The 21,776-nt window shown below is 68.5% G+C and carries 19 protein-coding genes; 8 read left to right on the top strand and 11 right to left on the bottom strand.

The annotated features are described in order from the left end of the window. The first annotated feature begins 12 nt into the window (after positions 1 to 12). Complete coding sequence (locus V2S85_RS19005) at positions 13 to 1,374, top strand: PQQ-binding-like beta-propeller repeat protein (protein ID WP_330704391.1); 1,362 nt, start codon at positions 13 to 15, stop codon at positions 1,372 to 1,374. A 161-nt stretch (positions 1,375 to 1,535) separates the two neighbouring features. After that, positions 1,536 to 2,855 carry a methyltransferase family protein gene (locus tag V2S85_RS19000; RefSeq protein ID WP_330704390.1) on the top strand — a complete coding sequence of 440 codons (1,320 nt, stop codon included), beginning with the start codon at positions 1,536 to 1,538 and terminating at the stop codon, positions 2,853 to 2,855. Between the two features lie 179 nt (positions 2,856 to 3,034). Here the strand turns inward: V2S85_RS19000 and V2S85_RS18995 are convergent, their stop codons facing one another. Continuing rightward, a complete protein-coding gene (locus V2S85_RS18995; protein ID WP_330704389.1) occupies positions 3,035 to 4,408 on the bottom strand; it encodes a glutamate--cysteine ligase in 1,374 nt (457 codons plus the stop codon). A 69-nt stretch (positions 4,409 to 4,477) separates the two neighbouring features. Continuing rightward, entirely contained in the window at positions 4,478 to 5,224 is a 747-nt protein-coding gene (locus V2S85_RS18990) for a 16S rRNA (uracil(1498)-N(3))-methyltransferase (RefSeq protein ID WP_330704388.1), read from the bottom strand. 130 nt (positions 5,225 to 5,354) lie between these two features. Here V2S85_RS18990 and ubiA point away from each other — a divergent pair, with 130 nt between their 5' ends. Then, positions 5,355 to 6,269, top strand: coding sequence for a 4-hydroxybenzoate octaprenyltransferase (ubiA, locus tag V2S85_RS18985; RefSeq protein WP_008828920.1), 915 nt, complete (start codon positions 5,355 to 5,357; stop codon positions 6,267 to 6,269). Between the two features lie 4 nt (positions 6,270 to 6,273). Here the strand turns inward: ubiA and V2S85_RS18980 are convergent, their stop codons facing one another. Continuing rightward, positions 6,274 to 6,645, bottom strand: a complete 372-nt coding sequence (locus V2S85_RS18980) for a VOC family protein (RefSeq protein WP_036525922.1) — start codon at positions 6,643 to 6,645, stop codon at positions 6,274 to 6,276. Between the two features lie 113 nt (positions 6,646 to 6,758). Between V2S85_RS18980 and soxR the strand changes: the two genes are divergently transcribed. Continuing rightward, positions 6,759 to 7,181 carry a redox-sensitive transcriptional activator SoxR gene (soxR, locus tag V2S85_RS18975; protein ID WP_370424440.1) on the top strand — a complete coding sequence of 141 codons (423 nt, stop codon included), beginning with the start codon at positions 6,759 to 6,761 and terminating at the stop codon, positions 7,179 to 7,181. Here the strand turns inward: soxR and V2S85_RS18970 are convergent. The 6 genes from V2S85_RS18970 to V2S85_RS18945 form a co-directional block, all read right to left on the bottom strand. Beyond that, positions 7,178 to 7,459 (bottom strand): BrnA antitoxin family protein, encoded by a 282-nt coding sequence (locus V2S85_RS18970; protein WP_285016848.1) that lies wholly within the window; start codon positions 7,457 to 7,459, stop codon positions 7,178 to 7,180. The genes soxR and V2S85_RS18970 overlap by 4 nt on opposite strands. After that, a complete protein-coding gene (locus tag V2S85_RS18965) occupies positions 7,422 to 7,694 on the bottom strand; it encodes a BrnT family toxin (RefSeq protein ID WP_419198218.1) in 273 nt (90 codons plus the stop codon). The genes V2S85_RS18970 and V2S85_RS18965 overlap by 38 nt, the downstream gene beginning before the upstream one ends. A 95-nt stretch (positions 7,695 to 7,789) precedes the next feature. Further along, positions 7,790 to 11,230, bottom strand: coding sequence for a chromosome segregation protein SMC (gene smc / locus V2S85_RS18960; RefSeq protein WP_330704386.1), 3,441 nt, complete (start codon positions 11,228 to 11,230; stop codon positions 7,790 to 7,792). Between the two features lie 27 nt (positions 11,231 to 11,257). After that, on the bottom strand, positions 11,258 to 12,010 hold the full coding sequence (locus tag V2S85_RS18955; RefSeq protein ID WP_330704385.1) for a thioredoxin domain-containing protein: 753 nt from the start codon (positions 12,008 to 12,010) through the stop codon (positions 11,258 to 11,260). 205 nt (positions 12,011 to 12,215) lie between these two features. Next, positions 12,216 to 12,953, bottom strand: a complete 738-nt coding sequence (locus V2S85_RS18950; RefSeq protein WP_330704384.1) for a DsbA family protein — start codon at positions 12,951 to 12,953, stop codon at positions 12,216 to 12,218. Beyond that, positions 12,953 to 13,537, bottom strand: coding sequence for a DUF721 domain-containing protein (locus V2S85_RS18945; protein WP_330704383.1), 585 nt, complete (start codon positions 13,535 to 13,537; stop codon positions 12,953 to 12,955). The genes V2S85_RS18950 and V2S85_RS18945 overlap by 1 nt, the downstream gene beginning before the upstream one ends. A 29-nt stretch (positions 13,538 to 13,566) precedes the next feature. On the opposite strand from V2S85_RS18945, the gene V2S85_RS18940 reads away from it, so the two are divergent. The 4 genes from V2S85_RS18940 to V2S85_RS18925 are packed head-to-tail and all read left to right on the top strand — an operon-like array spanning position 13,567 to position 17,345. Then, positions 13,567 to 14,634, top strand: coding sequence for an A/G-specific adenine glycosylase (locus V2S85_RS18940; RefSeq protein WP_330704382.1), 1,068 nt, complete (start codon positions 13,567 to 13,569; stop codon positions 14,632 to 14,634). Beyond that, complete coding sequence (locus V2S85_RS18935; protein WP_330704381.1) at positions 14,631 to 15,941, top strand: serine hydrolase domain-containing protein; 1,311 nt, start codon at positions 14,631 to 14,633, stop codon at positions 15,939 to 15,941. The genes V2S85_RS18940 and V2S85_RS18935 overlap by 4 nt, the downstream gene beginning before the upstream one ends. 1 nt (position 15,942) lies before the next feature. Next, positions 15,943 to 16,839 (top strand): NAD(+) diphosphatase, encoded by an 897-nt coding sequence (nudC, locus tag V2S85_RS18930; RefSeq protein ID WP_330704380.1) that lies wholly within the window; start codon positions 15,943 to 15,945, stop codon positions 16,837 to 16,839. Further along, positions 16,839 to 17,345, top strand: a complete 507-nt coding sequence (locus V2S85_RS18925) for an STM3941 family protein (protein ID WP_330704379.1) — start codon at positions 16,839 to 16,841, stop codon at positions 17,343 to 17,345. The genes nudC and V2S85_RS18925 overlap by 1 nt, the downstream gene beginning before the upstream one ends. A 331-nt stretch (positions 17,346 to 17,676) precedes the next feature. On the opposite strand, the gene V2S85_RS18920 is transcribed toward V2S85_RS18925, so the two are convergent. Then, positions 17,677 to 19,185, bottom strand: a complete 1,509-nt coding sequence (locus tag V2S85_RS18920; RefSeq protein WP_330704378.1) for a Ppx/GppA family phosphatase — start codon at positions 19,183 to 19,185, stop codon at positions 17,677 to 17,679. Positions 19,186 to 19,416: 231 nt separating this feature from the next. Continuing rightward, a complete protein-coding gene (locus V2S85_RS18915; RefSeq protein WP_008831082.1) occupies positions 19,417 to 21,588 on the bottom strand; it encodes an RNA degradosome polyphosphate kinase in 2,172 nt (723 codons plus the stop codon). Between the last annotated feature and the right edge of the window lie 188 nt (positions 21,589 to 21,776).

Raw genomic sequence — 21,776 nt, 5'->3', positions numbered from 1 at the left:
GAGGATCATCGCATGAACGCAGCATCGACACAGACTTCCCTGCGTGCCCGGAAGGTCGTGCCGCTGATCGCCCTCGCGCTCGTCGCCGGCCTGTCCGGCTGCAAGATGTTCGGCGGCGGCAAGGGCCCCGCCAAGACCCCGACCGTGGGCAACCGCGTGCCGATCCTGTCGCGCATCGAAAGCGGCGCCAAGATCGACGCCACGCTCGGCGCCGTGTCCGTGATCCTGCCCCCGGCGGAGATCAACGCGACCTGGGCGCAGGGCGGCAACACCCCCAACAAGGCCTATGGTCACCTCGCGCTGGCGGACAATCCGACCAAGGCCTGGACCGTGCAGGTCGCCGGCTCCACCAACCGTGCCCGCCTTGCGGCGGCGCCGGTTATCGGCGGCGGCAAGCTGTTCGTCATCGACACCGAAGGCACCCTCCACGCGTTCGACGCGCAGAGCGGCGCCAAGCTGTGGACCAAAAGCTTCTCGGTCTCCGGCAGCAACGCCAAGTCGGTGTTCGGCGGCGGCGTCAGCTTCGACGGCGACAAGCTCTACGTCACCACCGGTCTCGGCGAAGTCGCGGCGGTCAACGCGGCGGATGGCAACGTGCTGTGGACCAAGAAGCCGGCCGGCCCGCTGCGCGGTGCCCCGACCGTCGGGTTCAACCAGGTCTTCGTGATGACCCAGGACAACCAGATCGTCGTGCTCAACGCGGCGGACGGCTCGACGGTCTGGCAGGAATCGGCTTCGCTGACCCAGTCGGGCGTGTTCGGCGTCGCCTCGCCCGCGCTCGGGCAGGGCACGGTGATTGCCGGTTATTCCTCGGGCGAGCTGGTCGCCTATCGTTACGAGAACGGCCGCCAGGTCTGGTCGGACGCGCTCTCGCGCACGTCGATCTCGACCGAGGTGGGCAGCCTCACCGACGTCGATGCCGATCCGATCATCGATCGCGGCCGTGTCTATGCACTCGGCCAGGGCGGGCGCATGGCCGCCTACGAACTGGTAACCGGCCAGCGCATCTGGGAACTCAACCTCGCAGGCATCTCGACGCCGTCGGTCGCGGGCGACTGGGTGTTCACGCTGGACGACCACGCCGAGGCGCTGGCCATCGCGCGCAGCACCGGCAAGGTCCGCTGGCTGACCGAACTGGCGCGTTACAAGAACGCCAAGAAGCGCAAGAACCCGATCTTCTGGGTTGGCCCGGTACTGGCCGGCAACAAGCTGTGGATCGGCAATTCCCGCGGGCTTATCGCCACGCTTGATCCGGGCACGGGCACGATGACGCCGTTCACCGAACTCAGCGATCCGGTGTCGCTGGCGCCAGTGGTGGCCAACCAGACGCTCTATGTGCTGGACGATTCGGGGCGCATCACCGCGTTCCGTTGACGGTGCCCGTGAGGAGGGGGAGGCGAACTCCCCTCGCTCCTCACCCGCGAGCAAAGCAAAGCGACCCAGGGCGGCTTGATGCTGCCCTGGGTCGCTTCGTTTCGGCGTGAGAGCATGCACGGTTTGCCGCCCCTTAACCAATTGCCGCTAGGCCGGCGGCCATGAACACCGCTTCGACCCGCCGCCCCGCCAGCGACATTTCCGCCGGCGTCGGCCTCTCCGGCCTGGTGGCGCTCGCCGCGTGGATCCTGGTCTGCCGTAACTGGGGCACCATCGCCGAGACGTTCGCGTTGCCAGGCCCCCGTGCGCCGATGAGCGGTGCTTATGCCTCGGTTGCCACGCTGTTCTTCACCGGCGGCGCCATGACCGCATGGTCGCTGCTGGTCGACAAAGTCCACCGCCGTCCCTCCACCGGCATCGACTGGTCGCGCCGCCGGCCGCTGTCCGAAACGCTCGACATCTCGATCACCAAGCTGACCGGGCTGTGGATGACCTGGGCGGGCATCGCCTGCTTCTACTTCATTTGCCGCTGGTATTGGGATGGCCAGTACCTGTTCGCCATGGACGTGCTGAGCGTCGCCGCCGGGCCGCTGTTCGTGCTTTCGGTGCCCTACGTGCTGTGGCTCGACCGGGTCATGGTCGAGCCGCGCGACGCCTCCTGGCACTTCGGCGCGATGCTGATCGGCCGTGAGCCATGGTCCGCCGAAGAGGTGAAGAAGCACTGGCGCGCCTGGGCGATCAAGGGCTTCTTCGGCGCCTTCATGATCTCGATCCTGCCCGGCGGCTTCGCCAACATCGTCAACGCCGACTTCGGTGCGATCGCCCGTAACCCCGTCGATCTCGGCTCGATGACGATCGAAGGGCTGTTCCTGATCGATGTGCAGATCGGCACCGTCGGCTACCTGTTCACCTTCCGCCCGCTCGACGCCCACATCCGCAGCGGTAACCCGTTCCTGGCAGGCTGGGTCGCGGCGCTGATCTGCTACCCGCCTTTCGTGTGGGGCACGATGGGCAATGCCAATGTCCTTGGCTACGAAGTCAACACCGGCGGCTGGGCGCACTGGATGGCGGCCTACAACGTGCTGCTGTGGGGCTGGGCGGCGATGATGGTGGTGCTGACCGCGATCTACGCCTGGGCGACCTTCGCGTTCGGCCTGCGCTTCTCCAACCTGACCTATCGCGGCGTGCTGACCAACGGCCCCTACCGCTTCACCCGCCACCCGGCGTACCTGTCGAAAAACCTGTTCTGGTGGACCTCGACGCTGCCGTTCCTCGTGACGAACGGATCATGGACCGACGCGATCCGCAACACCGTACTGCTGGGCGTGGTGAGCGGCATCTATTATTGGCGCGCTCGGACTGAGGAAGCGCACCTGCTGGCGGAAGATCCCAAGTACCGGGAATATTACGACTGGATGGGGGAGAATGCCTTCATCACCCGGAGTCTGGGGAAGATCGGGCAGAAGTTGAAGTTCAAGTAAGTCCTGGGGCCATCGCCCCAGACCCCCGAACTGTCGTCGCCGCGCGCGCAGCAGCCTTGGCCAAGATGGCGCCGCAGGCTTTATCTGTCTCCCGCCTCACCGTCCTGGATGACGATGCTGCGCGCGTGACCTCGACGGTATACGGGGTGCAGGGGTGGTAAACCCCTGCGTTTCACCCCTTAAAACGTCTTCAGCGCATAGACCTTGGAAAGATCCCCGCCCCACTCGCCATTATACAGGTCGAGCAGGCGCTGCGCCGGAACCTTGCCGGTCTTCACGATCTCGGCCAGCGGTTCGAGATAGCCCGTCTCGTTGTCGCCCGCCGAGTTCAGGTGGCCACGCGCGGCAAGACCCGAGCGCGCGATATCGACCACTTCGCCCGCGATGTCGCGCAGAGTGCCGCCGCCGGGGAGGGGTGCGTCGAGGCCGAGCTTCGGCGCGGCCGAGCGCAGGGCTTCGCGGCCTTCCATGTCCCAGTCCTTGACCAGATCCCAGGCCGCGTCGAGCGCGCTCTGGTCGTAGAGCAGGCCCACCCACAGCGCGGGCAGAGCGCAGATGCGGCCCCACGGTCCGCCGTCGGCGCCGCGCATTTCGAGGAAGGACTTCAGGCGCACTTCGGGGAAGGCGGTGGAGAGGTGGTCCTGCCAGTCCGACAGGCGCGGCTTCTCGCCGGGGAGCACTGAAAGCTCGCCCTTGAGGAAGTCGCGGAAGGAGAGGCCGGCGGCGTCGATGTACTTGCCGTCGCGGAACACGAAGTACATCGGCACGTCCAGCATGTACTCGACATAGCGTTCGTAGCCGAAGCCGTCCTCGAACACGAAGGGCAGCATGCCGGTGCGGTGCGGATCGGTGTCCGACCAGATATGGCTGCGGTACGAAAGGTAGCCGTTGGGCTTGCCCTCGGTGAAGGGCGAGTTCGCGAACAGCGCGGTCGCCAGCGGCTGCAATGCCAGCGAGGTGCGGAACTTCTGCACCATGTCGGCTTCGCTGGAATAGTCGAGGTTCACCTGGATGGTGCAGGTGCGCAGCATCATGTCGAGGCCCATCGAGCCGACGCGCGGCATGTGGTTCAGCATGATGCCGTAGCGCCCCTTGGGCATGATCGGCAGCTCTTCGCGGGTCTTGTCCGGCCACATGCCGAGGCCGAGGTAGGCCTTGCCCAGCTTTTCGCCGACCTGCTTCACTTCGGAAAGGTGGCGCCCGGTCTCGGCGCAGGTCTGGTGCAGGTTTTCGAGCGGCGCGCCCGACAGTTCCAGCTGGCCTGCGGGTTCGAGGCTGACGTTGCCGTCCGCGCCCTTGAGTGCGATGACGTTTCCGCCTTCCTCGATCGGCGTCCAGCCGAACTGGGTCAGTTCGCCCAGCAGGTCGCGGATGCCGCCCTTTTCGGTGTACGAAGGCGCGTGGTGGTCGGCGGTGTCGTAGACGAATTTCTCGTGCTCGGTGCCGATGCGCCACGCCTCGCGCGGCTTTTCGCCCGCGGCCATCGGCTCGGCGAGTTGGGACAGGTTTTCGATAACCGGATCTTCGCGATCCGAAACCTCACGAGTGCTCATGGGCGCGGAATTAGTGTGCCCTTCGGCGCCGCGCCAGAACTTTTTGTACCGGTCAGTCTAACATTCCTGTCATGTCCAATCTCCGGACACCGCCATCCATAGCCCGATGGCGGAAATGCAGGCGGTTTCGGCCCGCAGGATGCGCGGGCCCAGCGTGATCGCGCGGGCCTGGGGATGGGCGCGGACCAGCTCCCGCTCGGTATCGTCGAAGCCGCCCTCAGGGCCGACGAGCAGCGCGGCCGGGCCTTTGTGCGCGGCGAAGGCGGCTGCCGCAGGGGCGCCGCCCTGTTCATCGGCGAAGAACAGGGCGCGGTCCTCGGGCCAGTCGCGCAATAGCGCTTCGAGCCGGGCCGGTTCCTCGACGCGGGGCAGGGCGGTGCGGGCGCATTGCTCGGCCGCCTCGGTGACGATGGTGGCAGCGCGTTCGGGGTTGAGCTTGTCGGCCACGCAGCGCCGGGTGACGACCGGCTGCACGGCGGCGACCCCCAGTTCGGTGGCCTTTTCCAGCACGAGGTCGAAGTTCGGCTTCTTGAGCAGCGCGGCGCAGAGCACGAAGTCCGGCACGTCCTCACGCTCGCGCAGCTTCATGCGGACCGAGAGCACGACGTCGCGCTTTCCGGCGGAAACCACCTCGCAGGCCCATTCGCCGGTGGCATCGTCGCAGGCGATCACCGCGTCGCCCGCGCCGACTCGCATGACCTTGCCGAGATAGTGCGCCTGCTGGCCTTCCAGCGCGATCTGCCCACCTTCGACGAGCGGTCCGGGGACGAACAGACGCGGCGCGGAGCGGGGCGGCCAGGCGGGGGTTGCGGGCATCTTCAACGGGTTCCTCGGGCTGAAGCGCCCTTTTCGCGCCTCGGCGGAGAGGATGCAACGGTGGGCAAGCTGTGTTCACCAGACACGTTCGGGCATGACAGGACGCGCGCGATGCACTACTCATCGCGCGATGCTCGAACCTTCGCTCGTCCCTGACAGCCAGCATCGCGGGCTCGTGTCGATGCTGCCGCAGCCGTTTCGCGACTTCGCGATGCTGGCGCGATTCGACCGGCCGATCGGCTGGTGGCTGCTGTTCTGGCCCTGCGTCTGGGGCGTTCTACTGGCAGGTGGCGAAAGCCGTTGGAGCCTGATCGCCTGGCTGCTGCTCGGCTCGATCGCGATGCGCGGCGCGGGCTGTGTGCTCAACGACATCGTCGATGCCGACCTCGACCGCCGCGTCGCCCGCACCGCGCAGCGCCCGGTCGCGAGCGGCCGCGTCAGCAAGGGCGCGGCCTGGACCTGGCTGCTGATGCTATGCGCCGTCGGGCTGGTCGTGCTGTTCCAGCTGCGCCCGCCCGCCCAGCTGGTCGCGCTCGGCAGCGTCGGCCTTGTCGCCGCCTATCCGTTCATGAAGCGCATTACGTGGTGGCCGCAGGCGTGGCTGGGCATGGTCTTCACCTGGGGGGCGCTGGTCGGCTGGATCGAGATCCGCAGCGATCATCTGGAGGCGCTGGCGGCGCTCTACCTCGGTTCGATCGTGTGGTGCATCGGCTACGACACGATCTACGCGATCCAGGACATCGAGGACGACGCGATCGTCGGCATCCGTTCCTCCGCCCGGCGCCTCGGCGCGCGGGTGAAGGGCGGCGTCGGCGGCTTCTACGCCCTCGCGCTGGCGCTGTGGGCGCTGGCGTTCTGGGCGATGCGGCCGGACTGGGTGGCGCTCGTCGCGCTGGTGCCGATGGCGCTGCATCTGGGCTTCCAGGTCATGACGCTGGACCCGGCGGACGGCGAGAACGCGCTCGCCCGCTTCCGCTCCAACCGCGATGCCGGGCTGGTGATGGCGCTGGCGTGCTGGGTGGTCGGCAATGCGGGCGTGATCTGATTGCCTACGCGTAGCTGACCAGCTCGAACTCGATCCCGTCCCAGTCGAAGAAGTAGAACCGGCGGCCCGGGTCGTAATCGGCGTGGTTGAAGGGTTCGAGGCCTGCGGCAAGCACCACCTGTTCCGCCGCGTCGAGATCGTCGACCACAAGCCCCACGTGGTTCAGCGGCGCACCCTTGCCGTAGCGCCCGCGTTCCCGGCGGTCGGTATAGACGGCGATGTAACTGAAATCCCCGCCGACGTGGATCGTCTCGCCGCCGTTGATGGCAGGCCCGCGCCAGCGTTCGTGCCAGCCGAGCAAGTCCTGCAGCAAGGCGGACGAACGCTCGATGTCGCTGACGGTGAGGTTGGCATGTTCGAGGCGGCCCTGGGCCATTCTAATTTCTCCTGCGTCACCGGCGAATCAACCGGCTTGGCAAAAGTGCAACCTCAACCTTACTTGAGATCAAGCGCTTTCGGAAGGATATCGATCTGGTCGCGGACCGCTTCATCACCATCGGCGAACTGGCGCGGCGCACCGGCGTCGCGGTATCGGCTTTGCGTTTCTACGAGGAGAAGGGGCTGCTGCAGGCGCTGCGCACCCCGGGCAACCAGCGCCGGTTTCTGCGCTCCGACATTCGCCGCGTCAGCTTCATCCTGATCGCGCAGAAGCTGGGCCTCGCGCTGGCCGAGATCGAGCGCGAACTGGCCGACCTTCCGCAAGGCCGCACGCCGACATTGGCCGACTGGGAGCGCATCAGCCGCTCGATGCGCACATCGATCGACGAGAAGATCGCACTGCTCGAACTGACCCGGCGCAAGCTGGACGAATGCATCGGCTGCGGCTGCCTCAGTCTGACGAAATGCCGTCTCTACAACGCCGATGACGTCGCGGGCGCGCAAGGGCCGGGGCCGCGCTTCGTGCTGGGCTAGATCCCGAGCGCCTTGCGCAGTTCGGCATTGATGCGCGACTGCCAGCCCTTGCCGGTGGCGCGGAACGCCTCGACCACATCGGGATCGAGGCGTAGCGTGACCTGCTTCTTGGGATTGGCGGCGAGTGGGCGGCCGATCGACTTGAGCGAGCCCGAGGCCGGGCGGATCAGCTGGTCGCCCTTGTAGATGGCGGCCATGCGGAACATTTCCTCGGTCCATTCGACGTCGTCGTCGTCCGGGTCAATCCAGGGTTCGGAAGCGGGCTTGGTGTTCTCCATGATGCGCATGCCTTATCGTGATGATCCGACGGTTGCCGTCGCGCGGTGTCCAGACCAGCGATACGCGGCGACCATGGAGAAACCCGAAGACGCGATAGCGGGTCTCGCCGTAGTCCTTGCGATCGTCCAGAACCTGAATATGCGTATCTGCAAAGACCCTATGCGCATCGGCAATGTCGATTCCGCGTTCAGCCAGAATCTTCCGGCGCTTCGCCTCGTCATATTCAATCCGCAATGACCGCATCTCCAGCGTCTGCGGACGGTGATCGTTGGATCGGCTACGATGGGCCAGTTAAATTAAAGTAACTACAAAAACCCCGCCGGTCAACCTCACACCGCCGCCGCCAGCAGTTCCTCCGCGCCGCCGAGGTCCACGCTGACGAGACGGGAGATGCCCTTTTCCACCATCGTCACGCCGAACAGACGGTGCATGCGGCTCATCGTCACCGCATTGTGAGTGACGACGAGGTAGCGGGTGTCGGTTTCCTTCGTCATCGCCTCGAGCAGGTCGCAGAAACGCTCGATATTGGCGTCGTCGAGCGGGGCATCGACTTCGTCCAGCACGCAGATCGGCGCTGGATTGGTCAGGAACAGGCCGAAAATCAGCGCCACCGCCGTCAGGGCCTGCTCGCCGCCCGAAAGCAGGGTGAGCGACTGCAGGCGTTTGCCTGGCGGCTGGGCGTAGATTTCGAGACCGGCCTCCAGCGGATCGTCCGAATCGACGAGCGCGAGGTGCGCCTGGCCGCCCTGGAACAACTGCTGGAACAGGCGGCGAAAATGGCCGTCCACCGCCTCGAAGGCGGCGCGCAGGCGTTCGCGGCCCTCGCGGTTGAGGTTGCCGATGGAGCCACGCAGGCGGTTTACGGCTTCGGTCAGTTCGGCCTTCTCGCTGACCGAGAGGCCCAGCTGCGCTTCGGCTTCGGCGAGTTCGTCGGCGGCGACGAGATTGACCGGGCCGATGCGCTCGCGCTCGGCGACAAGGCGGTCCATGCCGCTGCCTTCGGCCTCGGCGCCGCCCACTTCGGCGGGGGCGAAGGCGAAGCGCTCGGGCAGGACCGGCGGCGGGCACTGGAAGCGCTCGCCCGAGAGGCGGTTCATTTCGGTGCGGCGCTGCTCCTCGTGCTCGGCGCGCGCGGAGGCTCCGGCGCGGCTTTCGCGCGCGGCGGCAAGGGTTTCCTGCGCGGCGGAGAGGGCGGTGTCGGCGCGTTTCGCGGCTTCGGTGGCGGCGTTCACGGCAGCTTCGGCCTTGGCGAGTTCATCGCCGAGGCGCATGCGGATCGCCTCGCCCTGTTCGATCTGGGCCATCAGCGAGGGGGGCTTGGCGGCCATGATCGCGCGTTCGGTCTCGATCTCTTCCAACCGTCCGGCCATCTGCGCGAGGCGGTTCGCGGCATCGCCCGAGCGGGCCTGCCAGCCGCGAATGTCGGCGCGCTGGGTGGTGGTGCGTTCGCGCGCGACGGCGAGCGCCTGGTCGTGGCCCGCGAGCGCCGCCATCGCGTGCTGCAAGGCGGAGCGCGCCTCGCCGTTGCGGGCTTGCGCGGCCTGCAGTTCGGCGCGGCCGGTGGCGGGATCGGGCAGGGCAGCGCGTTTCGCCTCGGCGGCGGTGACTTCGGCGTCCACGCCCGCGCGCTGGTCGGCGGTTTCGGCGAGCGTCGCGTCGAGTTCGGCGCGGCGGGCCTGCTGGCGGCCGCGGGCATCCTCGGCCTGATCGACGGCGCGCAAGGCGCTGCGCTCGGCCTCGGCCGCCGAGGCGATGGCGCGTTCGGCGGCGATCACGCGGGAGGAGAGGTCGGCCAATTCCTGCTGCACGGCGGCCTGCTTCGCCTCGGCGGTGGTGACCGCTTCTCGCAAGGGGGGGAGCTTGGCATCCAGCTCGGCGAAGCGGTTCTCCGCTTCCAGCCTTGCGGCTTCGGCGGCACCTTCGCCGCGCGCGACGAAGCCGTCCCAGCGGCGCAGCACGCCCGCGCGGGTGACCAGCCATTCGCCGGGCTTGAGCGCGCGCGCATCGTCCGCCTCGACCACATGCACCAGCGCGAGGCGGGCCGCGAGTTCGGGCGGGCACTGCGCGACATGCGCGGCGAGGCTGTCGGAGACCGGGGCGGGGGTCTCGGCACCGGTCCAGAAGCGGCCGTCGGTGTTCGGCACGGCGCCCAGCGGGGCCTTGGCGTCGCGGCCGAGGACGGCGGCGACGGCGCGTTCGTAGCCGGGCGCGGCGCGCACCGCGTCGATGGCGACGGGCAGGCCATGCGCGGCCTTGGCGCCCTTCGCGCGTGCCTCGCGGTCACGAACGAGGGCGGCGTGCTCGCGTTCGATGCCCGTCAGGTCCGCACGCGCGCCTGCCAGCGCTGAGGCGGCGGCGTCGCGGTCGGCCTGTAGCGCGGTCTTGCGCGCCTGCATGTCCTCCAGCCCCTCGCGCGAGCGGGCGAGGGCGGCGCTGGCCTCCTCTGCCTTGGCGCGGGCGGCGGCGATGGCGGTTTCGAGATCGCCGAGGTCGGGCAGGGCGGCGACTTGCGCCTCGATCCGGGCGACGTCCTGCGCCACGCGGGCCTGCCGCGCCTTCGCCTGCGTCAGTTCGGCTTCGGCGATGCGCCATTCGGCCTCGACGCCCGCTTGCTTGGCGGTCGCCTGCGCGAGATCGAGTTCGGCGGCGCGGCTGGCCTGTTCGGCGCCATCGACCATGTTGGCGAAGCGCGGGCGCTGCGCTTCATCGGCGGCGAGCTGCTTTTCGCCCTCGGACAACTCGCGCTCCAGCCGGGCTAGGGCTTCGGCGGCGTCGCGGGTGAGGCGGTCGGCGTCATGGCGGTCTTCTTCCAGCCGGGTGCGCTGGCGGTCGAGGTCGGCGAGGCGCTGCTCGGCGGCTTCGAGCTGGCTGGTCAGCGTCGCCATGCGGTGGCCTTGCGCATTGGCATCGTCGCGGCGGTCGGCGAGTTCGTCGCGGGCCTCCGCCAGCGTCTCGGCGGCGGCGGCCTGCTGGCTTTGGGCTTCCACTGCGAGCGCCTGCGCCACGGCGACGCGCTCCTCGGACGCCTGCGCTTCCTTGCGAGCAGCATCGGCGGCGGCAGCGGCCTCGCGCCAGCGGGCGAAGACGACGCGGGCTTCGGCGAGGCGGATCTGGTCGGTCAGGGCCTTGTAGCGCTCTGCCGCTTTCGCTTGGCGCCGGAGCGTGCCGACCTGCTTGTCGAGGCCCGCCATGATGTCGTCGAGGCGGGCGAGGTTGGCCTCGGTGGCGCGCAGGCGCTGCTCCGCGTCCTTGCGGCGGACATGGAGGCCCGCGATGCCCGCGGCCTCCTCCAGCATGGCGCGGCGCTCGGCGGGCTTGGCGGCGATGACGGCGGCGATGCGGCCTTGCGATACCAGTGCCGGGCTGTGCGCACCGGTGGCGGCATCGGCGAAGATCAGCGCCACGTCCTTGGCGCGCACGTCCCGCCCGTTGATGCGGTAGGCGCTGCCCGCGCCGCGCTCGATACGGCGCACGACTTCGAGCTCGTCGCGCACGCCTTCGGCGTTCGGCGCGGTTTCCGCCTTGAGCACGACTTCGGCGAAGGCGCGGGGCGGGCGCTTGTCCGTGCCCGCGAAGATCACGTCCTCCATCCCGCCGCCGCGCATCGACTTGGGCGAGCTTTCGCCCATGACCCAGCGGATCGCTTCGAGCAGGTTGGACTTGCCGCAGCCGTTGGGGCCGACCACGCCGGTCAGCCCCGGATCGATGCGCAGTTCCGCCGGCTCGACGAAGCTCTTGAATCCGCTGAGCTTTAGCCGGTGGATGCGCATCGAGGGGCTGTCAGGCGATCACGCCGGTCAGCGCGCGCCTGCTTCCTTGAGCTTGGGCTCCAGCTTGTCCCACTCCATCGAACCGACGTTGTTGCCGTTGATGATGAAGGTGGGGGTGCCCGAGACGTTGAACTGCTCGGTCGCCTTCTGGGTGCCGTCGGCGAGGGCGCGGGCCTTGGCGGTGTCGGCAAGGCAGGCTGCGCCCTGGTCGCGGGCGATCCCGCGCGATGCGAAGAACTCGCTCATCCCCGCCACTTCCGCGAAGGCGGCGAGCTGCTTGTCCTTGGGCAGGGCGTCAATCGCGGCGAGCTGGCTCTTGTCGGCGGCCTGCAGCTTTTCGAACATCGCCGGCTGCCAGGCCCAGAACTGCTCGCTGAGCGGAATCACCGCCTCGGTGGAACCGCAAGTGGCGAGCAGCGAGGCGGGCACGTCGAGCGCGTTCAGCATGAAGTAGCGCAGCTCGTAGCTGACGCGGCCGCTGGCGACGTAGTCGTCGCGCAGGGCGCCGAAGCTCTGCTGCGCGAACAGGGCGCAGTGCGAGCAGCTGAGCGCGCCGTATTCGACCAGCTTGATCGGGGCATTGGGGTTGCCCATGCGATAGCCGCCCTCGGCGGTCTTCTCGATCGTGTCGGCCCACTGCTTGCCGGCGGGCGGGGCGATCTTCGCGATCGGCGCGCCAGCGGTCGGGGCCTCGTCCTTCTTGCCGCAGGCGGCGAGGCCGAGCGCGAGCGGGGCGACCACCAGGCCGAGGGCGATCGAGCGGAAACGGGTGCGGGTCATCGGGAGGCGAATCCTTCGTGTGGATTTGTTACAGGGCTAGCCCATGGAGCGGGGAAAACGAAGCGTGGACGGCGGTATTCCACAAGTGTGGTGAGTTGTCGCGGGTACCCACCCCCAGCCCCTCCCGCTTGCGGGAGGGGAGTGCAGACGGTTTGGCTTTTTCTCCCCTCCCGCAAGCGGGAGGGGCTGGGGGTGGGTTCCTGGATCAGATATTCCCGGCGCGCTGCTGTGCCTGCTTGTCGGTGATCGCCTTGGATACCGAGGCCCAGTCATGCCCGTCGAGCAGTTCGCCGTTGAGGGTGAAGCTGGGCGTCCCCGTCAGGCCGAGCGCCTGCACGTCGGTCTGCTGGCCCTTGATCCGGTCCAGCGCGGCCGCGTCGGACAGGCACTGGTCGGTCTGCACGCGGCTGAGGCCCCAGGCGGCGGTCTGGTCGTAGAACCCCAGGTCGCTGGAGATCGCGCGCATGCGGGCGGGGAAGTCGCCCTGGTACCAGCGCTGCTGCTGCTCGCGGTTGGTGGCCTCGGCCTTGGCCAGCCACTTGTCCTGCGCGGCGAAGAAGGCGTTGTGGCGCACGAAGAAGCGCTTCGGGTCGCCGCAGTTGGTCAGCATGGCGACGGTGAGGTCGATCGGGTTGCGCAGAAAATTGGTGACGGTGACCGAGATCTGGCCCTTGGGCACCATCGTCAGGCGCAGCACCGGGTCCGCCTCCTTCACGAAGTGGGCGCAGTGCGGGCAGGTGTAGCTGACGTATTCGACCAGCTTGAGCGGCGCTTCGGGGTTGCCGAGGCGGTGGCTGCCGTTGGCGGTGACGGCGGTGGTCGCCCCCCAGTTCGTGGAAGTGGCGGGCAGGCCCTTCCTGGGCGCCGCGCCCTTGGGGGCGGCGGCAACGCTGAGCACGGCACAGGCGGCGAGCGCCACGGCGCGAACGGCGGTCTTCGTCATCACGTATCTTCCTGGTTTTCGGACGAGTTCGATTGCGCGCCCATGCTGCGCGCCAGCGATTCCAGCACCGCGCGAAGCTCCGGGTCGCCGATGTCGCGCAGCGATTCCCCAAGCTCGAACGGCACCGGCTTGAGCGAAGGCGGCGCGGACGGGCGGGGCTGAGTGGAGGGCGGTGCCTTAACCTCGCCTTGCCGAAGTTTCACCTTGGCCACCGCGTTGTAGCCGAAGAAGCGGTTCACCCGCTCGACGATCTCGGGGATCACATGCTGGATCATCGGCGCATGCGCCGGCACGACCACCAGTTGCAGGATGCCCCCGCTCTTTTCCCCGGGCGGGAAGCGGATCGATTCCGGCGAGCAGATGCGCGCGTGGCGGGGGCCGACGATCTCGGGCCAGCGCGACACCACGCTCGACTGCACGAAGCCGAAGCGCCGGAAGGCGGTGCGCCCCACTTCGGGCATGAGGTCCGAGATCTGGCGCGCCGGGCCGCCGCGCGCGCGCTCGAACTGGCGCGGGGCGCCGGAGCCCTTCTTCGAGGCCGGGGGCGTGGGTCCGCCCGGTTGTTTGCCGCTATTCCGTTCCATTGCCGGCGATCCAATGCCATAGCACTGGCATGGACGCCAGTTCGGATACTGCAATCGCGACGCTGCTGCTCGACTGGTACGACGCCCACGCGCGCGACCTGCCGTGGCGCGCCCGGCCCGGCAGCCCGGCCCCCGATCCCTACCGCGTGTGGCTGTCCGAGGTGATGCTGCAGCAGACCACGGTGGCGGCGGTGAAGGACTATTTCGCCGCCTTCACCGCGCGCTGGCCGACGGTGGCGGCGCTGGCGGCGGCCGAGGACGGCGAAGTCATGGCCGCCTGGGCGGGGCTGGGCTATTACGCCCGTGCCCGCAACCTGCTCGCCTGCGCGCGCGAGGTGGCGGCGCGCGGTGCCTTTCCCGACACCGAGGACGCCTTGCGTGCGCTGCCGGGGCTGGGAGCCTATACCGCCGCCGCCGTCGCCGCGATCGCCTTCGGGCGGCGGGCGGTGGTGGTCGATGCCAATGTCGAGCGTGTCGTCTCGCGCCTCTTCGCGATCGAGGAGCCGCTGCCCGGATCGCGCCCCGCGATCCGCGAGAAGGCGGACGCGATCACGCCCGATGCGCGCGCCGGAGACTTTGCGCAGGCGATGATGGACCTTGGCGCGACTGTCTGCACCTCGCGCAATCCGCGCTGCCTGCTGTGCCCGATCGCCGCGCCCTGCCTTGCGCGGCGCAGCGGCGATCCCGGACGGCTACCGGTCAAGGCCGCGAAGAAGGCCAGGGCGGTGCGGCAGGGCCGCGCCTTCTGGATCGAGCGCGATGAGTCGGCGGTCTGGCTGGTGCGGCGCCCCGGCAGCGGCATGCTCGGCGGCATGCGCGCGCTGCCTGACGACGGCTGGGCGGCGCGGGCCGACGGCAGCGGCGAAGGGCCGCTCGCCGGGCCATGGGAAAGCGCGGGCAAGGTCGGCCACGTCTTCACTCACTTCGCGCTGGAGCTGAACCTCTCGGTCTATCTCGGCGATGAGGTCGAGGCGCTGGAAGCGCTGGGGGCGGGAGAAGGCGAATGGTGGCCGCTCGACCGGCTCGACGAGGCGGGGCTGCCGACATTGTTCGCCAAGGCCGCGCGGCTTGCTCTGGCGGAAAGGGAGGACGCATGATCGAAGCTCTGTATTCCGGGCTTGACCGGCGCATGATCCTGCGGATGGCCGCCATGGCAGGGCTCGGTATCGGCGGGGGCGCAATGCTGCCCCGGCTGGCGCACGCGGCGCAGCAGCCCGAACTGGCGCCGAATGTGCGCGCCGTCATCGAGCGGTGGGTGGGGCCGGGCAGGTTCCCCGGCATGGTCGCCTCGCTCGGCCTGCCGGGCCGCGATCCGGAGTTCGTCGCGCGCGGCTGCGAAGGGTTCACCGATGCCGATCCGGTGACGCCAGACAGTCTCTTCCGCATCTATTCGATGACCAAGCCGGTCACCGCGATGGCGGCGATGCAACTGGTCGCCGAGGGCAGGCTGGGCCTTGACCAGCCGGTGTCCGAGGTGCTCCCCGCCTATGCGCACATGATGGTGCAGGACCGCTATGACGGCTCGATCACCGCGCTGCACAAGGCGCCGCGCCCGATCACCATGCGCCACCTCATGACGCATACCTCGGGGCTGGGCTATACGATCGTGCAGCAGGGGCCGATCGCGAAGCTGATGCGCGAAAAGGGACTGGTGCCCGGCCAGATCAGCCGCATCACCGCGCCCGGATTGGACTGGGGCAAGCCGGTGGCGGGGCTGGAGCAGTTCGCCGACCGGCTGGCCGAGGTGCCGCTGGTCGCCGATCCGGGGACGCAGTGGCACTATTCGATGGGGCTCGACCTGATGGGCCGGGTGATCGAGGTGGTGACCGGCCGCCCCTTCGACGCCTACCTGCACGAGACGATCTTCGCCCCCGCCGGCATGACCAGCACCTGGTTCCAGGTGCCGGCGGCGGAGGCGCACCGGCTGACCACCAACTATGCCGCCGTCGCCGGCGTGCTGGCGCCGATCGACGAGGGGGCGACCTCGATCTACCTGGACCGCCCGGCTTTCCCGTTCGGCGGCGCCGGCCTCGTCAGCACCCCGCGCGACTACGATCGCTTCCTGCGCATGCTGGCGCAGAAGGGCGAGATCGGCGGCGTGCGCGTGCTGGTCGAAAGCGCGGTGCTTACCGGCACTTCCAACCTGCTGCCGCCGGGCGTGACGATGCCCGCCGGTTTCGGCGGCCCGGCGGGCTTCGGCGCGGGCGGCCGCGTCGGGCAGGGCGCCGAGGCCGGGGTCTACGGCTGGTCGGGCGCGGCGGGGACGGTCGCCATGGTCGACATGGTCCACGCCCTGCGCTCGCAATTGTTCGTGCAGTTCATGCCGCCCAACGCCTTTGACCTGCTGCCTGAATTCCAGAAGGCCCTGAAAGCCGACGTGACGGCGATCCTGGAGAAACACTGACGTGCTGCGTACCATACCCAAGCCCCCCATCGCATTCGGCGGCTCTCCCATCGATCGTGCCGATCACATACGCGGCAATCCCGATGCCATCGCGGCGCTGATCGGCCCTGCTGCCCGCCTGCTGCGGCTGGACGGGCTCGATCCGGTGATGGGGCCCGAAGGCGGGCTGGAGTGGGGCAGTCTGGCCGAAGTGGCGCCGGATGCGGAGCTGGTGTTCCTCGGCCTCGACGGGACGCGCGGCTGCTTCGCCCAGGTGCTGCCGGGCATTCCCGCCGCCGGTGCGCCCAGCTGGAATGCGATGAACGCGCTGGAGCCGGGCGAACTCGCGGCCTACGGCGGCGCCCGCGCGCTGGTGAGCTGGCATTCGCGGCACCGCTTCTGCGCGGTCTGCGGGGCGCCGACGGTGCTCGCCAAGGGCGGCTGGCAGCGCAGTTGCACCGGCTGCGGGGCGGAGCACTTCCCGCGCGTCGATCCGGTCACGATCATGACCGTGGAGCACGACGGGCGCCTGCTGCTGGGCCGCCAGCCGCGCTTTCCGGCGGGGCGCTACTCCGCGCTCGCGGGCTTCGTCGAGCCGGGCGAGACGATCGAGGAAGCCGTCGCGCGCGAGACGTTCGAGGAAGCGGGCGTGCGGGTGCGCGACGTCACATATGTGGCCAGCCAGCCCTGGCCGTTCCCCTCCTCGCTGATGATCGGCTGCCATGCCTTTGCAGACGATCCGGCGATCACCATCGACGAGACCGAGCTGGAGGACGTGCGCTGGTTCACCCGCGACGAGGTGGTCGATGCGCTGGAGGCCGTCGCGGTGGGCGAAGCGGGCCGGGCCTTCGGCGCGCCGCCCAGGCATGCAGTGGCCCATGTCCTGCTGCAGTGGTGGGTGGATCGCGGGGAGGGATGATGCCCGACGAATTCCTGGCCTTTCCCTCCCGCTGGCGCATCGCGTTGATCCTGCTGGGGTCGCTGGGTTTCGTGGCCATCGCGGCGTGGATGGTGGGCGCGTTCGGTACGCCGCCGGCGTCCGACCGCTATGCGCCGGCCGTCGTCGCGGCGATCGGCTGGGCGGGCATCGCGTTCTTCGGCCTGTGCGCGGCGGTCGCGGTCAGGCGCCTGTTTGCCCGCGGCGTCGAACTGCGCATCGATGGCCGGGGCATCCACTGGACGCGCTGGTCCGACGAGACGATTCCCTGGCGCGAGATCACCGACGTGACCGTCTGGCGTTACCGGGGGCAGAGGACGATCATCCTCCACTTGCGCAATCCCTCGCTCTATCCCGGACGCGGCGTGCTGGGCATGACCGCGCGGGCCAATCGCAGCCTGACCGGCGGCGATATCGGCATCTCGCTCAACGCGATGGATCGCAGCTTCGACGAGGCGATGGCGGCGATCGAACGGCTGCGCGACTAGGGCGTAAACTCATAGATGGCACCATGGAGGTTTGAGGCAAAATGGCTCAGCGCAAGGAGGCAGGGCGAAGGGATATGTCGATATCTCAAGGCCTGCCGACGTAGCGCTGGGCCATTTTGGTCAAATCCTCCGGACGCCCGAATGGCTTCCATCTCGCACCGAAGCGACCTTGGACGGGCAACCAGCCCGTCCGGCGGCCACTTCGGCCCGAGTTGTTCGCCATTCGGGCGCCTCGATGGTGCCATTTATGAGTTTACGCCCTAGGAGCCTGTCTAGAGAATGCCCGCCGGGGTATTTTCTTTGCGGGCCGGAGACCGTCACGAATGGCGGTTCATCCCTCGATAGCCGCCCCGTCACTGTCCTGCACGCGGCAGTCGAGGCCGAGCCAGTCGGCCAGCGCCTTCAAATCCTTGCCGTTGCCCGCACCGTAGAGCGGACGGGCTTCGTCCCGGATCGTCAGCACCAGCGTGCCGGCTTCCACCGCCAGCGAACTCGCTTCCAGCCCGCCCGCGACACCGCCGGTCAGGCGGCGGCACAGGCGCACGGCCAGGCCCCAGCCGATCGCGCGGCGCAAGTCCTCGTCGCTGGCGAGCTTGGTGAACTGCGCCGGCACCTGCGTCTCGCCGGAATTGGCGAAGACGGTCATCGCCATCATCCCGCGCCCGCGCATGTCGAGGCCGATCCAGCGCTTGCGCAGCGCCCATGTCAGCGCTTCCTCGGTGCGCATGTTGGGCTCGGTGCGCATGGCCGCAAGGGCGAGCAGGCTGGCGGCCTTGCGCAAGTGCGCGTCGGCTTGCGCCTGGGTGCAGGCCGGCGCCGTCCAGTTCGCGATGCGCACCGCGTCGTCGGCACTGACGCGGGCGGTCTGCGCGAAGTCGGTGACGCTCGCCAGCATCGGGCTTTCCGCCTGCACTTCTGCGGGCAACTGCATGTGCAGCAGTCCCTCGCGCAGGCCCCAGGAGGAGAAGATCAGCCGCGAGGGGTGCATCTGCCCCACCATCTGCGCCATCAGCGCCGCCGCATCCGGCAGTGTGGCGAGGCGCGAGGCGGAGATGCGAGGGTCGGGGTTTTCCAGCTTGCCCTTGGCGAAATGGCGCGCGAGGTGCATCGCCTCCGACGGGGCGAGTTCGAAGCCGTGGGGATCGTCCACCGGCCAGTCGAGCACGCGCATCGCCTGCAGTGCCAGCGCGCGCCACGATCCGCCGACGATGTAGAGCGGCATGCCGCGTCCGCCGTGGTGGCCGTCCACCCCCCAGCCGCGTGCGGAAAGGCCGTCGCGCACGGCTGCGGCGAACTTCTGCTGGCCGCCCGCGCGCAAGTCCGGCAGGCGCAGGGTGCCGAAGGGGAGGGTGATGCCGCCGGGGGCAATTCCTCCCGGAGCGGCGGCGTCGATTTCCACCAGTTCGAGGCTGCCGCCGCCAAGGTCCGCCGCGATGCCGCGTGCGCCGGGGAAGGCGGCGATGACGCCGGTGGCGCTGGCGCGGGCTTCCTCCTCCCCGGAAAGCAGGCGGGGGGACAGGCCGAAGCCGCGCACCGCGCTCAGGAATTCAGGGCCGTTGGAGGCATCGCGCGCGGCGGCGGTGGCGACGCATTCGACGTCTTCGACCTTCAGGAACCGCAGCAGCGTGGCGAATCGGGCGAGGGCTGCCAGCGCGGTGCGCATCGACTTCTCGCCGATCGCGCCGGTACGGCCCAGATCCTTGCCGAGCCGGGCGTTGACCTTCTCGTTCAGGACCACGACCGGCGCGCGCGGCGGCCCGTTGTAGACGACGAGGCGCACCGTGTTCGACCCGATGTCGATGATGGCGCGCTTGGCGCTGGACTGGCTGATGCCGATCATTCTGGTCAATACGTACCACAAGGGGGGATGGTTGCGACCCGCTCTTTAGAGCGGCGCACGCCCGAGGTGAAGTGTGCGGGGGCATAGTTGTCCCCTCTCTCGTCGTCTTCGCGCGGGAAAAGGCGAACCTTTCGATCGTCATTGCGAGCGCAGCGAAGCAATCCAGGACAGCTTTACACCGCCCTGGATTGCTTCGCCGTGCTCGCAATGACGAAGGGGCTGGGCATCGTGTCAGATGTTGCCACGCCTCAGCGACAGCTTGGGCACCTTGCGTCCGCTGTCCAGCGCCGCGCCGCGCCCGGAAAGCGACGGATTGGTCATGAAATAGCGGTGGAGATTGAAGGGGTTCTCCACTTCGCCGACGCGGTCGTAGGAACCGTCCGGCGCCAGATCCCACGACTGTTCGGAGTCCAGCAGGTTCGCCAGCATGACCTGGTCGAGTACCTGGTCGTGCACCGTCTTGTTGCGGATCGGCAGCAGTACTTCGACGCGGCGGTCGAGGTTGCGGCTCATGCCGTCGGCCGAGGTGATGAACAGTTTGGCGCGGCGGTTTGGCAGGTAGGCGCCGTTGGCGAAAGCCCAGATACGCGCGTGTTCGAGGAAGCGGCCGATGATCGACTTGACCGCGATGTTCTCCGACAGGCCCGGCACGCCCGGACGCAGGCAGCAGATGCCGCGCACGACGAGGTCGATGTCCACGCCCGCCCGGCTGGCGGCATAGAGGCGGTCGATCAGGTCGGGGTCGGTCAGCGAGTTCAGCTTGGCCCAGATCGCCGCGGGCTTGCCGGCTTCGGCATTGGCGATCTCGGCATCGATGCAGTCGTTGAGGGTCGAGCGTAGCGAGATCGGGGAGATCGAGAGCATTTCGAGGCTCTTGGGCTCGACGTAGCCGGTGATGAAGTTGAACAGGCGCACCACGTCGCGTCCCGCCGCCGGTTCGGCGGTGAAGTACGACAGGTCGGTATACACGCGCGCGGTGATCGGGTGGTAGTTGCCGGTGCCGAAGTGGCAGTAGGTCCGGTACGAACCGTTCTCGCGCCGCACCACCGCCGAGACCTTGGCATGGGTCTTCCAGTCGACGAAGCCGTAGATCACCTGGACGCCCGCGCGTTCGAGCTGGCTGGCCCAGAGGAGGTTCTGCTCCTCGTCGAAACGGGCTTTCAGTTCGACCACGGCGGTCACCGACTTGCCCTGCTCGGCGGCCTGGATCAGCGCCGAGATGATCGCCGACTGCTTGCCCGCGCGGTAGAGCGTCTGCTTGATCGCCACCACGTCCGGGTCGAGCGCGGCCTGGCGCAGGAAGTCGATGACGACCTCGAAGCTCTCGTAAGGATGCTGGACGACGATGTCCTTCTCGCGGATCGCCGCGAAGATGTCGCCGTCATGTTCCAGGATGCGCTCGGGGTAGCGCGGGGTGTAGGGCTCGAACTTCAGCTCGGGCCGGTCCTCGTCGCAGATCGCCGACAGGCCCGAGAAGCCGATGATGCCGTCGGTCTTCATGATGAGGGCCTTGTCGAGGCCCAGCTGCGTGCGCAGGATTTCCTCGGCGGCCGGGTCGAACTTGCCCTGCAGCTGCAGCACGATGACGAGGCCGCGGCGGCGGCGCTGGATCGCGGTGCGGAAGTAGCGCACGAGGTCCTCGGCGTCTTCCTCGACCTCGAGGTCGCTGTCGCGCAGAATGCGGAACACGCCGTGGCCATTGAAGCGGAAGCCGGGGAACAGCTCCTCGGTGTTGCGGCAGATCAGGTCCTCGATCGAGATCCAGGATGCCTCGGCGCCCGGAATGCGCACGAAGCGCGGCAGCGGCGAGGGGATCAGCACCATCTCCATCACCGACGCCTCGTCCGCCTCGCGCGTCAGCGAGAACAGTACGCCGATGCCCTGGTTGGCGACGAAGGGGAAGGGGTGCGCCGGGTCGATCGCCTGCGGGGTGATCACCGGCATGACCTGCTCGATGAAGTATTCGCGCAGCCACTTCTCGCGCTCGCGGTCGAGCTTGTCATCCTCGCCGACGACGGTGATGCCTGCTTCGCCGAGCTGGGTCTTGAGGGTGGACCAGGTTTCCTGCTGGATTCGCTCCAGCTCCATCACCTTTTCGTGCGTGACCGCGATTGCCTGCGACGGGGTGAGGCCGTCCATCGAGATTTCCTCGATCTGGCGGCGCACCTGCGCGTGGAAGCCGGCGACGCGCACCATCAGGAACTCGTCGATGTTGTTGCCCGAGATCGACAGGAAGCGCAGCCGCTCCAGCAGCGGATAGTTCGGGTTGCAGGCCTCGGCCAGCACGCGCTCGTTGAAGGCGAGCCAGCTCAGTTCGCGGTTGAAGTACCGCGAAGGCAGGGTGGCGAGGTCTTCGGTTTCCTCCACGTCCTGCGCGGGTTCGTTGGCGGTCAGCATGTCCATGGTATTCACGAGAAGCCCTTTCGCACGCAAGAATGACACAAGTGCGACGGTTGGGGGAAGGGCTAGCACTACTTTGGCAGAAGTTTGAAATGCGTGACTGATAGGCTCCCACCGCAATGAGGGCATTGGTCTGGCGGAGGTCTTGATATTCGGTCAATGATGGCCTGTCGGATGGCGGGCATGCTCGG

This window comes from Novosphingobium resinovorum (genome assembly GCF_036352595.1).
GTDB lineage: Bacteria > Pseudomonadota > Alphaproteobacteria > Sphingomonadales > Sphingomonadaceae > Novosphingobium > Novosphingobium resinovorum_B.
Note: the sequence above shows the minus strand (reverse complement) of the source record. Positions and strands in the feature narration are given on the sequence as shown.

Bases quoted from the DNA above. Each gene is read 5' to 3' on its own strand.
- V2S85_RS19005 (WP_330704391.1), top strand. From the start codon at position 13: ATGAACGCAGCATCGACACAGACTTCCCTGCGTGCCCGGAAGGTCGTG.
- V2S85_RS19000 (WP_330704390.1), top strand. From the start codon at position 1,536: ATGAACACCGCTTCGACCCGCCGCCCCGCCAGCGACATTTCCGCCGGC.
- V2S85_RS18995 (WP_330704389.1), bottom strand. From the start codon at position 4,408: ATGAGCACTCGTGAGGTTTCGGATCGCGAAGATCCGGTTATCGAAAAC.
- V2S85_RS18990 (WP_330704388.1), bottom strand. From the start codon at position 5,224: ATGCCCGCAACCCCCGCCTGGCCGCCCCGCTCCGCGCCGCGTCTGTTC.
- ubiA (WP_008828920.1), top strand. From the start codon at position 5,355: ATGCTCGAACCTTCGCTCGTCCCTGACAGCCAGCATCGCGGGCTCGTG.
- V2S85_RS18980 (WP_036525922.1), bottom strand. From the start codon at position 6,645: ATGGCCCAGGGCCGCCTCGAACATGCCAACCTCACCGTCAGCGACATC.
- V2S85_RS18970 (WP_285016848.1), bottom strand. From the start codon at position 7,459: ATGGAGAACACCAAGCCCGCTTCCGAACCCTGGATTGACCCGGACGAC.
- smc (WP_330704386.1), bottom strand. From the start codon at position 11,230: ATGCGCATCCACCGGCTAAAGCTCAGCGGATTCAAGAGCTTCGTCGAG.
- V2S85_RS18955 (WP_330704385.1), bottom strand. From the start codon at position 12,010: ATGACCCGCACCCGTTTCCGCTCGATCGCCCTCGGCCTGGTGGTCGCC.
- V2S85_RS18950 (WP_330704384.1), bottom strand. From the start codon at position 12,953: ATGACGAAGACCGCCGTTCGCGCCGTGGCGCTCGCCGCCTGTGCCGTG.
- V2S85_RS18945 (WP_330704383.1), bottom strand. From the start codon at position 13,537: ATGGAACGGAATAGCGGCAAACAACCGGGCGGACCCACGCCCCCGGCC.
- V2S85_RS18940 (WP_330704382.1), top strand. From the start codon at position 13,567: ATGGACGCCAGTTCGGATACTGCAATCGCGACGCTGCTGCTCGACTGG.
- V2S85_RS18935 (WP_330704381.1), top strand. From the start codon at position 14,631: ATGATCGAAGCTCTGTATTCCGGGCTTGACCGGCGCATGATCCTGCGG.
- V2S85_RS18925 (WP_330704379.1), top strand. From the start codon at position 16,839: ATGCCCGACGAATTCCTGGCCTTTCCCTCCCGCTGGCGCATCGCGTTG.
- V2S85_RS18920 (WP_330704378.1), bottom strand. From the start codon at position 19,185: ATGATCGGCATCAGCCAGTCCAGCGCCAAGCGCGCCATCATCGACATC.
- V2S85_RS18915 (WP_008831082.1), bottom strand. From the start codon at position 21,588: ATGGACATGCTGACCGCCAACGAACCCGCGCAGGACGTGGAGGAAACC.